This window comes from Serratia sp. JSRIV006 (genome assembly GCF_019968685.1).
Lineage (GTDB): Bacteria > Pseudomonadota > Gammaproteobacteria > Enterobacterales > Enterobacteriaceae > Chania > Chania fonticola_B.
Window position 1 is genome coordinate 1826284 of the sequence record NZ_CP074137.1, and the last position, 12352, is coordinate 1838635.

Consider the following 12352-nt stretch of genomic DNA (forward strand, 5'->3'; position numbering starts at 1 on the left):
GCTTTACCACTTTTGTTATTTTGAGCGCCGATCCGCTTCGCCGATACTGAGAAAAATAGCCTCAGCGAGCCGGAAAATGCCCTCAGCCAAACCCCATAGTCACTATCTGCATGGCGAACAACGAGCCTGGATCCAACAGCTTAACCGGCAATGGATCTGGCGGTTGGAGCTGCCGACCTGGGGCATTATGCTGCTGGTTTACGGTAGTTGGTTCGGCGTGGTGCATTACTGGCAGCTGCTCGGCCCCTGGCTGGGCGCACCATTGCTGACGTTGGCGACTACCTGGTATCTCTCTTTGCAGCATGAGCTGATCCACGGCCATCCCACCCGGTGGCCGCGGCTCAACCAACTGTTCGGCCTGCTTCCCCTGGCGGTGTGGTATCCCTACGGGCTGTACCGCGACAGCCATATTCAGCATCATCGCGACGATCATCTGACCCAACCTGCCGAAGATCCGGAAAGTTACTATTTCAGCCGGGCGCAGTGGCAACGATTTCCTGTTTGGCTGCCTCTGTTGGCCAAGGTGCGTAATACCCTGCTTGGCCGGGTCACGCTTGGCCCGGCCTGGGACATTATCACCACGCTGTCCAACGCTCTGAAAGCCATATTGGCTGGTGATCTGCGGACCTTGACGATGTGGCTGGTACACGGCGCACTGTTGGTAGCTCTGCTTGCCTGGCTGCAAGCGCAGGGCATTTCTGCCGCCTTTTATCTGCTGGCGGTGAGCTACCCGGCGCTGGGGTTGACCAAGATCCGTTCGTTTTATGAGCATCGCGCGGTGGACGCTCCGCAGGCACGTTCTATTATTAATGAGGCCTCTTGGCCTTGGCGACTGCTGTTTCTCAATCTGAACTATCATTTAGTGCACCATGATTTACCCGGTTTGCCTTGGTATGGGCTGCGAAAAGTCTATCTGGCAGAGCAGCAGGCCTACCGGCAACGCAGCCAGGGGTTTGTGGTGCAGGGCTATGGCAACTGGTTGGTCGATCATGCCGTGACGCCGATTGCCGTTGAAGTACACCCGTTTGAACAGGAGAGAGTCGAGAAGCAGCATGTGATAGGCTGGACCCATACCGCGCAGGATTTTCCAATCGATCTGGCGAAATAGCCGGAAAGCATCATCAAAGAGGATAAAGCATGGCTATTACCCCATTACGCGCACGTTTTTTGGCATTGGCATTGACCGTTCTGGCGGGAGCCTGCGGTGTTGCACAGGCGGCCGATACGGTACGCGTGGGTTCTAAAATTGATACCGAAGGCTCGCTGCTTGGCAATATCATTGTGCAGGTGCTGGAAGCCAACGGCATCAAAACTACCAACAAACTGCAATTGGGCACCACCAAGGTATTACGTGGTGCCATCACTTCCGGCGAGATTGATATCTACCCGGAATACACCGGTAACGGTGCCTTCTTCTTCTCCGATGAAAAAGATCCGGCGTGGAAAAACGCTCAGGCCGGGTTCGAGAAGGTGAAAAAGCTCGACTATGACCAGAACAAGATCGTCTGGTTGGATGCCGCCCCGGCTAACAACACCTGGACGATCGCCGTTCGCCAGGACGTGGCGCAGGCCAACCATCTGAAAACCCTGGCAGATCTGGCCAAGTGGATCAACGACGGTGGTAAGTTCAAACTGGCGGCATCGGCAGAGTTTATCGAACGCCCGGACGCGCTACCGGCCTTCCAGAATGCTTATGGCTTCAAGCTTAATCAGGATCAGTTACTGTCACTGGCTGGCGGTGACACGGCGGTGACCATCAAGGCGGCGGCGGAACAAACCTCTGGGGTGAATGCGGCGATGGCGTATGGGACTGATGGCCCGGTGGCCGCGCTGGGCCTGCAAACGTTGGAAGACCCACAGGGCGTACAGCCAATTTACGCCCCGGCTCCGATTGTTCGTGAGGCAACGCTGCAACAGCACGCCAATATCGCCGAACTGCTCAAACCGGTATTCGCTACGCTCGACGGCCCAACCTTACAGCAGTTGAACGCGCAGATCGCCGTAGAAGGCCAGGATGCCAAACAGGTGGCGGTCAATTACCTGAAACAGAAAGGGTTGATTAAGTAACCTGGATCCCGCCGACCGGGCAGCGGTGAGCGGCCCAGTCGGCCATATTACCGCCTGAAAGACCAAGGGGATGCCCGGGTACCGGGGAGTGATTTTGATTATTGTCTTGAAAAACCGCGTATTACTGACTTTGTTTGTTTTGCTGCTGCTTGCGGCCTTTGGCCTGCCGTTCCTCAGTTATGCTCCTAATCGCCTACTGTCTGGCAAGAGTATCTCTCTGATTTCACTGTTGCATGGCCCCGCTCTGTGGCTGCTGCTGCCATTATTGGCGTTGGCCGTGCTCAGCCTGTTGACCCCCACGCGCAATCGGGCGCGGCTGACCGCCTGCGTTGCCGCTGTTCTATTGGCGATGATCTTTTGGTTGAGCGGCTATACCGCGCAGCAACTGGCATTGCAGGGCTCGCCGTTGGCACGCACTTCCTGGAGCAGCGGCTGTGCGCTAATGGCAGCATTGAGCGGCCTGATCGCCGCTGATGCCATGACGCGGATCACTCCCTCGCACCTGTGGCGCATTCTGGGTAACGTCTTGGTGCTGCTACCTGCCGCGCTGCTGCTGTTTACCCATCAGTTGGACCAGCTTTCCCTGCTGAAGGAGTACCACAACCGGCAAGAGGTATTTGACGCTGCATTACTACAGCATTTGACCATCTTGCTGGCTACCATGGTACCGGCTCTGCTGATTGGTGTGCCGTTGGGCGTGCTGTGTTTTCGTTCAACCCGCTGGCAGGGTCCCATCTTCTCCACGCTGAATATCATCCAGACCGTCCCTTCCATTGCGCTATTTGGCCTGTTGATCGCCCCGTTGGCCGGGCTGGCGGCGGCGCTACCTTGGCTGGCGAACTTAGGCATTAGCGGTATCGGCATGGCCCCGGCGATTGTGGCATTGGTGCTCTATGCCCTGTTGCCGCTGGTGCGCAGCGTGGTCGCCGGTTTGCAAAGCGTGCCCGCCAGCGTGATTGAGTCCGCCAGCGGCATGGGAATGACGCGCGGGCAGATTTTCTTTGGCGTCCAGCTGCCACTGGCAATGCCACTGTTCCTGACCGGCGTGCGCATCCTGGCGGTACAAACCGTGGGAATGGCGGTGGTGGCAGCGCTGATTGGTGCCGGGGGTTTTGGTGCGATCGTGTTTCAAGGATTACTCAGCAGCGCACTGGATCTGGTGTTGCTCGGGGTGATCCCGGTGATCGCCATGGCGGTGATCGTCGATTCGCTGTTTAAATTCATAATTTCAATGTTGGAAGTGACTGCCAGATGATTAACTTTGACCGGGTAAGCAAGATTTTTCAGGGGAAACCGGCGGTGGACGATCTCTCGTTGAGCATGGCGGAAGGGGAGTTTACCGTGCTGATCGGCACTTCCGGCTCAGGCAAATCCACCACGTTGAAGATGATCAACCGCCTGATCGAGCATGATAAAGGCAAGATCAGGTTTGCCGGTGAGGAGATCCATAAGTTCAAACCGCAGGATTTACGCCGCCGAATGGGCTATGCCATCCAGTCGATCGGTCTGTTCCCCCATTGGACGGTAGAAGAGAATATTGCCACGGTGCCGCAGTTACTGAAGTGGCCAAGAGCACGGATCCGCGATCGGGTGACTGAGCTGATGGAGCTGCTGCAACTGGAGCCGGAGCTGTTCCGCCGCCGCTATCCACATCAGCTTTCCGGCGGACAGCAACAGCGGGTTGGGGTGGCACGGGCGCTGGCCGCCGATCCTGAGGTGTTGCTCATGGACGAACCCTTTGGTGCGCTCGATCCGGTGACCCGGGCCTCGTTGCAGGCTGAGATTGCCCGTATTCATCAACTTTCTGGCCGCACCATCGTACTGGTGACGCACGATATCGATGAGGCGCTGGGGTTGGCCGATCGGATCGTGCTGCTCGATCAGGGGCGAGTGGTGCAGCAGGGCACTCCGTTGGCGTTGCTGACCAACCCGGTGAATGATTTTGTGCGTGACTTCTTTGGCCGCAGCGATAGGGGGATCAAGCTGTTGGCGTTGGGCACGGTAGCCGAAAGGGTGCGGCCGGGTGAGGCGGAAGGGGAACCCATCCAGGCCATGATGAGCCTGCGTGAGGCGCTGTCGGTGTTTGTTGCCCGAGGCTGCGAACGTTTGCCGGTGGTTGACGAACAGGGGCAAGCGCTTGGCGTGTTGCATTTCAGCGATTTGATTACACACAAGGCGCTATCATGAACATCACGCGCTGGTGGCGCGATCCGCTGCCGTGGACATTTGCTCTGCTAGTGGCGTTGGTCTTCGGCATGAACCATCTGCACGGCCTGTTTGCCGCTTGGTTCCCACAGTTGGAGCGGCCAGTGTATCAGCAGGACAGCTTTTTCTCGCTGGTTGTTGCGCATTTATCGCTAGTAGCCGTATCGAGCCTGATTGCGGTAATGATTGGCGTAACCGCTGGCATTGCGGTGACGCGCGGTGCCGGGCGGGAGTTTCGCTCATTGGTGGAAACCGTGGTTGCCGTTGGGCAGACTTTTCCACCGGTTGCGGTATTGGCGGTGGCGGTACCGGTAATGGGTTTTAGTGAGCAGCCAGCGATTATTGCGCTGGTGCTGTATGGTTTATTACCGATCCTGCAAGGCACCTTGACCGGGATAGAGTCGGTTCCGGCGGGCACGCGTGAAGTGGCTCAAGGGGTGGGGATGAGCCGCTGGCAAATTTTGTGGCGCGTTGAGCTGCCGTTGGCGGCCCCGGTGATCGTCGCGGGGATCCGCACTTCGGTGATTATCAATATCGGCACGGCGGCCATAGCCTCAACGGTGGGCACCAAAACGCTGGGAACGCCGATCATTATTGGCCTGAGTGGCTTCAATACGGCGTATGTGATCCAGGGAGCGGTGGTAGTGGCGTTGTTGGCGATCATTACCGACATGCTGTTCGAACGCTGGGTACGCTACCTCACCGCCTGGCGTCAGCAACGGCTGACTGTCTCATCTTCTGCGGGGTAACTTCCATGGCGATAGTCTCTTTACCGATGTACGGCGTTAGCCACCAACAGGTGGAACCGTTCTGGCAGGCGCTACGCGATAAGCTGCGGCAACTGGGTATGGCGGAGGTTCCCCAGACGCTGAGTTGGCCGCAGGATTTGCCGCAACACTGGCAACGGCCGGATCTGCTACTTAGCCAGACCTGCGGATATCCATTGGTGACGGTGTTACCACAGGTACAGCTGGTGGGGACTTACCATTACCGTGTGGAAGGTTGCAGCGGAGCGAACTACAGCAGTTGGCTGGTGGTGCGTGAGGAGGAACCGGCTGACCGTCTGGAAGATTTCCGCGATCGCGTGGTGGCGTATAACAGCCAGGATTCACAGTCGGGGTATAACAGTCTGCGAGCCTTGATTGCACCGCTGGCGCAGGAAGGGCATTTTTTCCGTCAGGCGATCGCCTCTGGCAGCCACTATTGCTCACTGGAGATGATCCTGGAGGGGCAGGCGGATATTGCGGCCATCGACTGTATCAGCTTTGCCCTGTTGAAACGGGCACGGCCACAAGCCGTTGCTGGCCTGAAGATTATTGGCCGTACCGCTGCGGTACCGGGTTTGCCGTTGATCACGGCGGCCGGAACGCCAGACTCACAATTGGCAATCCTGCGCACCGCGGCCAGTGCCATGGTCAACCATACGGCCAGTGAAAGCCTGCTGATCGGCGATTTTAGTCTGGTGCCGCGTACTGCTTATCAGCGGGTGGCCGAGCTTGAAAGGCTGGCGGCCAACGCTGGCGTCACGGCGTTATAAAGCGGGTTATTTCGCTTGGATAGTGGCCGTTGGGGCACTATCGGTAGCGGCATCGCTGGTGGTTGTGGTCTCTTCTTGTGGCGTGGTGGAACGGGTGTACATATTCAGCCCGGCCAGAAACACGCCGCCCAGAGAGCCGAAGGCGCATAAGGCGATGACGATGAGGAACGCTTTTTTCCGCATAATGATGATTTCGCAGGTTGTCCAGAACAGCGGGAATTATAGCCCCTTCAGCGGGTGAAACAACACTCGTTTAATTGGGGGTATGTTGCTTCAAGTTTTGTTGCGGTGCAGTGCTCAGACGCGGGAGTTAATAGGTAGCACATTTGGTCCCCTCTCCTGTTGGGAGAGGGTAAGGGGGGGCATTTAGTTGACCTGTTGTGCCTTGGCCGGGCGGGCAAACAGGTATTTACCCAGCGTCACCAACACCACCGCCGAGACGATAATCACCAACGCCAGCCACTCGCGCGGGCCCAGGGATTCGCCAGCAAAACCGACGCCGAGCAGCACCGCCACCACCGGATTGACGTAGGCATAGCTGGTCGCTACCGCTGGGCGTACGTTTTTCAGCAGGAACATATAGGCGCTGATCGCCAGCATTGAACCGAAAACAATCAGATAACCGAGCGCCATAAAGCCGCTGAAGGTGGGCATTTTATCCAAATGCTCACCGCTCAGTTGGCTGGCGATGGTCAGCACCACGCCGGCTACCAGCATTTCTGCGGCACCGGCCATCGGCCCGGCAGGGAGTGAAATGCGTGAGCCGAGTACCGAACCAAAGGCCCAACTGGCGGAAGCCAACAGGATTAACAGCGCGCCGGTCGGGTTGCCCACCAGGTTATTGCCGGTGTTGAGCAACACAATGCCCACCAGTCCAAGGGCGATACCGGTCCATTCCAGCTTGGTATTGCGGATCCCCCAAAACATGCTGAAGCAGAGGGTGAACAGCGGAACCGTAGCGACCATCACCGCGGCAATGCCGGAAGGCACATCCTGGTGCTCGGCTACCGTGACCAGGCCGTTACCCACGGCCAGCAACAGAATGCCAATGGTGCCAGCGGCGACCCACTGTTTCAGAGTGGGCAGGGCATGGCCCCGCAGCAACAGGAAAACGAACAGGATGATACCGGCAATCAGAAAACGAATGCCCGCCATCATCAAGGGAGGCCAGCTTGCCACCCCCACTCGGATAGCGAAGTAGGTCGATCCCCAGACAATATATAACGTAAACAGCGCCCCGATTAACGGCAGGAGATGACGATTTTGTTGGCTCAGCATGGGTTATTATTCGGTAGGGTGAAAAATCGTTAGGACACTCAGTAAACCTTAAGGCATGGCCGATAAGCAATGCTTTTCTACTCGTTTAGTGGTGTCGTGCTACCGGGGGAGGCTGCCAGTCCCTGGCCTACAATCAAGGGATTACGACTGGGAGATCTGGTAGGCGCAGCGGCGGGCACCGGTAAGAATATGTTCGCTGCGCTCAACCTTGGCTTGCAGCACCTCGGTAAATACGTTCAGCTCGGCGCGGCAAAATCCTTGGCAAACCGCCGCGGCGCTGCAGATGGGGCAGTGATTTTCCACCAGCAGAAACTCGCCGTCTTTCTCTTCACTCCACTCGGCCATATACCCTTCACGGCAACGGATGGCCGCCAGACGAGCAACACGTTCACGTAAATCGGCTGCACCGACCATCGCCTGTTTATAATTAATTAGGGTCTCCTGCTCTCGGCTGTCGATCAGCAGGTCCATCGCCTGTTCACCCAGTTTGTCACGCACCGTGCGCAACAGTTGGGCGGTTAATTCGGCATGGGCGTCGGGAAAGTGGGCGTTACCTGCGGCGGTCAACTGCCAGAGCTGTACCGGGCGGCCAACGCCACGGGTTTCTGCCTTGGCTTCCACCAGACCCTCTTTTGCCAGCTTGACGAATTGCTGACGAGCGGCTTCACCAGTGGTGCCGAGGACCTTTCCCGCTTCTGAGGCTTGCTGCGGACCGTGGGTTTTCAACAGCTTCAGCAAGCGGTCACTGACCGAATGTGCGGTGCATTCGCCATTTTCCAAGTTAATTCTTGACATATTACAGCGCCTCGCCCTTAATTATTCCAAGATATTGCTTGTTAAATTTAGCCTAATAGCAAGATCAACTCAATGCCATTCCTCTGAAAACAGGACGATAACCGTGATAACCGATGAGAACAGCCGTTGGAGCGATCTCTTTTCCGGCAAAAATGCCGCCAGTGCCATCGCACTGTCGCTTGGCGTCGCTTTGCATGCGATCAATATTCTGGTGGCGACCACCATTTTACCGTCGGTGGTGCAGGACATCGGTGGGTTGGATCTCTATGCCTGGAACACCACCTTGTTTGTGGTGGCCTCGATATTAGGCTCGGCGCTATCGGCACGTTTGCTGAGTGGCTACGGGGCGCGTAGCGCTTATCTGGTGGCGTCGCTGTTTTTCATTGTGGGGGCGATGCTGTGTGCACTGGCCCCTTCCATGCCGGTGATGTTGATTGGCCGCACGGTACAGGGGTTTGGCGGTGGCCTGATCTTTGCTTTGTCCTACGCGATGATTAACCTGGTGTTTGAACAAAAACTCTGGCCACGCGCCATGGCGCTGATCTCCGCGATGTGGGGGATTGCCACGTTGGTGGGGCCAGCCGTCGGCGGGATTTTTGCCGAATTGAACGCCTGGCGCTGGGCGTTCGGTATTCTGTTGCCGATTATGGTGCTCTACGCCGCCTTTACGTTCCGTATTCTGCCCAAGGGTAAACCGCAGCAGCGGCCAACGCCGTTACCGCTGATGCAGTTGTTGCTGCTGGCTGGCGCGGTATTGGTGGTGTCGGCTGGCAGCCTGGCAGAGAGCGGTTGGCTAAACGTGGGCGGGATTGTGCTGGCATTGTTGTTGTTGATTGGGCTAATCCGGCGTGAGGGACATTCCCGAGCTCGTCTGTTGCCACATCAGGCGCTGCGTCGTGGTTCGGCGCTGGCTTCGCTGTACGTGACAGTGACTTTGTTGGTGATCGGCATGACCAGCGAGATCTTTGTGCCTTACTTCTTGCAAACTCTGCATGGTCAGTCACCACTGATTTCCGGTTATATTGCCGCCACAATGGCAGCGGGTTGGACCTTGTCGGAAATTCTTAGCTCCGGTTGGCGCGGCGTGGGGATCCGTTTGGCGATTATCAGCGGGCCGATCCTGGTGCTGTTTGGCCTGCTGGGATTGGCGGTACTGATGCCAATTCCTTCTAACGGCCACTGGCAGGCGCTGGGGCCGATCGTGCTGGCTTTGACGTTGGTCGGTTTCGGGATCGGTTTTGGTTGGCCGCACCTGCTGACGCGCATTTTGCAGGTGGCCCCTCAGGCCGATAAGGATATTGCCGGGGCTTCCATTACCACGGTGCAACTCTTCGCCACGGCGTTTGGCGCAGCATTGGCGGGGATGGTCACCAATCTGGCCGGATTTACCGCGCCGGGCGGGATCGAGGGCGCGTCCTCCGCTGCTCATTGGCTGTTCCTGCTGTTTGCCTTGGCCCCGCTGTTGGCGATCTACAGCGCCTGGCGCAGTGCGGCCATTAGCCAGCCTGCCGAGGATCCGAGCAATTTTGTACAAACGCCTGGTTCAGGTGAGTGCTAGAATGCTTTTCATTCAGCGGGGAAGGTAAGCATGGCGAAGAGCATGAGCCGGAAAGGGCGTCAGGAACAGGCTAATTTCATGCACGTCGACGATCTCGGCGGGCTGGAGGTGTTGCAGGCCACCTATCGCCGCCAGACCTTCTCCCGCCACAGTCACGAGGGTTTCTGCGTAGGCGTGATTGACGAGGGAGCCCAGCGTTTTTACCGTACTGGCGGCGAGCATGTCGCGCCGTTGGGCAGTGTGATCCTGGTCAACGCCGATGATATCCATACCGGCAGCTCTGCCAGCGAAGACGGCTGGTCCTATCAGGCCATGTATCCCAAAGCGGAACTGCTGGCGTTCTTATCCCGCGATTTGAAAACCGTCGCCGGGGCTACGCCCTATTTTCCTAATCCCGTGGTGCAGGACGCCGGGCTAGCCGGGCAGTTGCGATTAGCCTTTGGTATGATGCGCAGTAATGAAAACCGTCTGGTGAAAGAGACATTGGTGTTTTCGGCGCTGACCTGGTTGATGCTGCGCCACGGTAAAAGCCGCATAGTGCCTGCCGTGCAAAGTAAGGCACAAAGCCAGATAGCGCGGATCAAAGCCTTTCTGGATGATTTCCCCGAGGTCAATATTTCCCTGCTGGAATTGGCAGAGAAAGCCGGGCTGAGCCCTTATTATTTGTTGCGCCAGTTTCAACAGGTGACCGGTTTACCGCCTCATGCCTACCAGATCCAGGCGCGTTTGCGTAAAGGGCGCCAGCTGTTGAAAGCGGGCAATGGCGTGCTGGAAACGGCACTGGCCTGCGGTTTTCACGATCAGAGCCATTTCCACCGTCATTTCCGCAAGTCCATCGGCGTGACGCCCGGTGACTATGTCAAATCGTTAAGATAAATACGCAAGCGTATACAATACTCGCTCTCTTTCCTGCGCTATGCTACTTCTTCGTTCGAAGGAGAAAAGAATGACTTACCAATCAACACTCACGGAGCCGCCAACGTTGCGCCTGCGTCCGGCCTTGCAAGGGGCCGTGTCGATTCTGCCGCTGTGCCTGGCGGTATTGCCCTGGGGGATACTTGCGGGGTCAATGGCGATCCAGAGTGGCCTGACGGCGGCCGAGGGGCTGGGGATGTCGGCGATTGTGTTTGCCGGAGCCTCGCAACTGGTGGCGATGGGGATGATCAAGACCGGTGCCGGTATGCTGGCGATCCTGATCTCCACCTTTTTTGTCACCGCTCAGCATTTCCTCTACGGTCTGCGCTTACGGGAATGTATTGCTCCGCTACCGCTGCGGTGGCGGGTAGCACTGGCGTTTTTGCTGACCGATGAGCTATTTGCTCTGACGGGGGATCATGGTCCAGCGCGCTTTAACCGTTGGTATGCACTGGGGGCAGGGCTGGCGTTTTATTTGAGCTGGTTCTTGGCCACCTTGCTCGGCGTAGTGGCGGCCAGCAGCATTGATCTCGATAGCTACGGTCTTGATTTCTCAATCGCGGCGACCTTTATCGCCATCATTGTGCCGTTGGTACGCAACCTGCCGGTGCTGGCCTGCGTCTTGACATCCTTGGTGCTGTCGATTGGCTTGCACCATTATCAGGTACCTGGCGCTTTGATTATTACCACCGTGGTGGCGATGTTGGTTGGGCTGCTGTGCAGCAGGGGGAAAGAATGATCTGGCTGACCATTGTGTTGATGGGCGTGATCGTCTTCTTCAACCGCTACTGTTTCCTGGCACCTGGCCTACCGGTGCGCTTATCGCAACGGATGAGAACTTTGTTGAGCTTCTCGGTACCCGCGGTACTGACTGCCATCTGCGGACCAATCATCGCCTTCAACGGGGATGAGTGGCGCGCACTGCCCGAAAACCCTTATCTATGGGGAGCCGTATTCGCTATTGTTCTGGCCGTTTTCCTGCGCAATACGCTGGCGGTCGTGGTGCTGAGTATGCTGATGTTTATTCTGCTACGTACACTGTTATAACCCGTGCCTCAGAATATTCCCCCTGAATAATTCAGGGGGAAAGCATCAGATCGCCATTGTCATTTCAAACTGACGCAAAGGATCTTCACGCCAGCCAAGGTGCTGGAAGAAGGGGGCGATATCGTCCGGAACAAATACGTTGGCCGACAGCGCCAGCGGGGCAAACTGTGCTTGTAGTGCTTGCAACAGAAGGCGTGCCTGGCCTTGGCCGCGAAGCGCTGGCGGCACATAAATCATGCGCAGATGGCACTGCTGTGCGCCCGGTATCACCAAAGCAAAAGCCTGCTTTTCCAGAGTGAAGGCGCGCGGGGAGCCGGGCAGTTTATACAGCGACTCTGGGGCAATTAACCACGGCAAGCCATGTTGGCCGTCGGCGGTCATCTGCTGGGCAAGTGCCAACGGGTCGATCGGTTGCAAGGTTGCCGAGGGTTCCGGGGTTGCCAAGGGGGCGTGAAATCCCCATAGCGTGCGGGTGATGGCTAAGCCCACCTGTTGATACAGTGCCAGAGCCGCTTGATTACCGGCGATCACCTCCAGCGAAAGCCGGCGATCGCCTCGCGTATGGGCATCCGCAATAATGCGTTGCATCAACGTCCTGCCTAACCCTCTGCCACGCATTTCCGGGCGGATAGATAAGGCCGCCACACGGCTATGTTGGCCCCGGCTCGCGATCAGGGCCAGCGCCACCGGGTGCTGCTGGTGGGTGACGACAATGCTGTGGTTCAGGCTGAGGTCTTCGGCGGCAAAGCGGCTGCTAAAGGTTTCGCCGTCGATCACAAAGGGAACAATGTAGTTCTCGAAACAGTGGCTGAGTATTTGCGCCAGCTGCATGCTGCTGTAGTGCAAGGCGGAGTGAAACTCGAACTGGCTATCGATAGGCATGGCGGTTCCAAAGGCAGCGATGAGACCTCTATATCTAGCTGCGATTGGCCAATCAGGCAAGTATTAAG

General features: G+C 57.3%; 14 protein-coding genes. 10 read left to right on the forward strand and 4 right to left on the reverse strand.

Going from position 1 to position 12352, the window contains the following annotated elements; genetic code table 11:
* Positions 1-76 precede the first annotated feature (76 nt).
* From KGP16_RS08505 to KGP16_RS08530, 6 genes are all read left to right on the forward strand, one after another.
* Positions 77-1108, forward strand: coding sequence for a fatty acid desaturase (locus tag KGP16_RS08505; RefSeq protein ID WP_223501152.1), 1032 nt, complete (start codon positions 77-79; stop codon positions 1106-1108).
* A gap of 29 nt (positions 1109-1137) precedes the next feature.
* Positions 1138-2067, forward strand: a complete 930-nt coding sequence (locus KGP16_RS08510) for an ABC transporter substrate-binding protein (protein WP_021180478.1) — start codon at positions 1138-1140, stop codon at positions 2065-2067.
* Positions 2068-2167: 100 nt separating this feature from the next.
* A complete protein-coding gene (locus tag KGP16_RS08515) occupies positions 2168-3322 on the forward strand; it encodes an ABC transporter permease (protein ID WP_305802311.1) in 1155 nt (384 codons plus the stop codon).
* Complete coding sequence (locus KGP16_RS08520) at positions 3319-4254, forward strand: ABC transporter ATP-binding protein (RefSeq protein WP_021805151.1); 936 nt, start codon at positions 3319-3321, stop codon at positions 4252-4254. The genes KGP16_RS08515 and KGP16_RS08520 overlap by 4 nt, the downstream gene beginning before the upstream one ends.
* Positions 4251-5021, forward strand: a complete 771-nt coding sequence (locus tag KGP16_RS08525) for an ABC transporter permease (RefSeq protein ID WP_059200245.1) — start codon at positions 4251-4253, stop codon at positions 5019-5021. Before KGP16_RS08520 ends, KGP16_RS08525 begins: the two co-directional genes overlap by 4 nt.
* A 5-nt stretch (positions 5022-5026) precedes the next feature.
* Positions 5027-5809 carry a phosphate/phosphite/phosphonate ABC transporter substrate-binding protein gene (locus KGP16_RS08530; protein ID WP_218519646.1) on the forward strand — a complete coding sequence of 261 codons (783 nt, stop codon included), beginning with the start codon at positions 5027-5029 and terminating at the stop codon, positions 5807-5809.
* A gap of 6 nt (positions 5810-5815) precedes the next feature.
* Here KGP16_RS08530 and KGP16_RS08535 read toward each other — a convergent pair whose 3' ends face one another.
* From KGP16_RS08535 to KGP16_RS08545, 3 genes are all read right to left on the reverse strand, one after another.
* The gene (locus KGP16_RS08535) at positions 5816-5992 is read right to left on the reverse strand and encodes a hypothetical protein (RefSeq protein ID WP_021805148.1); all 177 of its coding nucleotides are present in this window, start codon (positions 5990-5992) and stop codon (positions 5816-5818) included.
* Between the two features lie 183 nt (positions 5993-6175).
* Positions 6176-7087, reverse strand: a complete 912-nt coding sequence (yedA, locus tag KGP16_RS08540) for a drug/metabolite exporter YedA (protein ID WP_021805147.1) — start codon at positions 7085-7087, stop codon at positions 6176-6178.
* A gap of 141 nt (positions 7088-7228) precedes the next feature.
* Positions 7229-7882: a metalloregulator ArsR/SmtB family transcription factor gene (locus KGP16_RS08545; protein WP_021805146.1), complete on the reverse strand. Its 654-nt coding sequence runs from the start codon at positions 7880-7882 to the stop codon at positions 7229-7231.
* Between the two features lie 103 nt (positions 7883-7985).
* On the opposite strand from KGP16_RS08545, the gene KGP16_RS08550 reads away from it, so the two are divergent.
* From KGP16_RS08550 to KGP16_RS08565, 4 genes are all read left to right on the forward strand, one after another.
* Positions 7986-9440 carry an MFS transporter gene (locus KGP16_RS08550; protein WP_209555309.1) on the forward strand — a complete coding sequence of 485 codons (1455 nt, stop codon included), beginning with the start codon at positions 7986-7988 and terminating at the stop codon, positions 9438-9440.
* Between the two features lie 30 nt (positions 9441-9470).
* Positions 9471-10316, forward strand: a complete 846-nt coding sequence (locus KGP16_RS08555) for an AraC family transcriptional regulator (protein ID WP_371822686.1) — start codon at positions 9471-9473, stop codon at positions 10314-10316.
* 70 nt (positions 10317-10386) lie between these two features.
* Positions 10387-11094 (forward strand): AzlC family ABC transporter permease, encoded by a 708-nt coding sequence (locus KGP16_RS08560; RefSeq protein ID WP_059200250.1) that lies wholly within the window; start codon positions 10387-10389, stop codon positions 11092-11094.
* Positions 11091-11402: an AzlD domain-containing protein gene (locus KGP16_RS08565; RefSeq protein WP_021805142.1), complete on the forward strand. Its 312-nt coding sequence runs from the start codon at positions 11091-11093 to the stop codon at positions 11400-11402. Before KGP16_RS08560 ends, KGP16_RS08565 begins: the two co-directional genes overlap by 4 nt.
* A 45-nt stretch (positions 11403-11447) precedes the next feature.
* Here the strand turns inward: KGP16_RS08565 and KGP16_RS08570 are convergent, their stop codons facing one another.
* A complete protein-coding gene (locus KGP16_RS08570) occupies positions 11448-12284 on the reverse strand; it encodes a GNAT family N-acetyltransferase (protein WP_179248152.1) in 837 nt (278 codons plus the stop codon).
* Between the last annotated feature and the right edge of the window lie 68 nt (positions 12285-12352).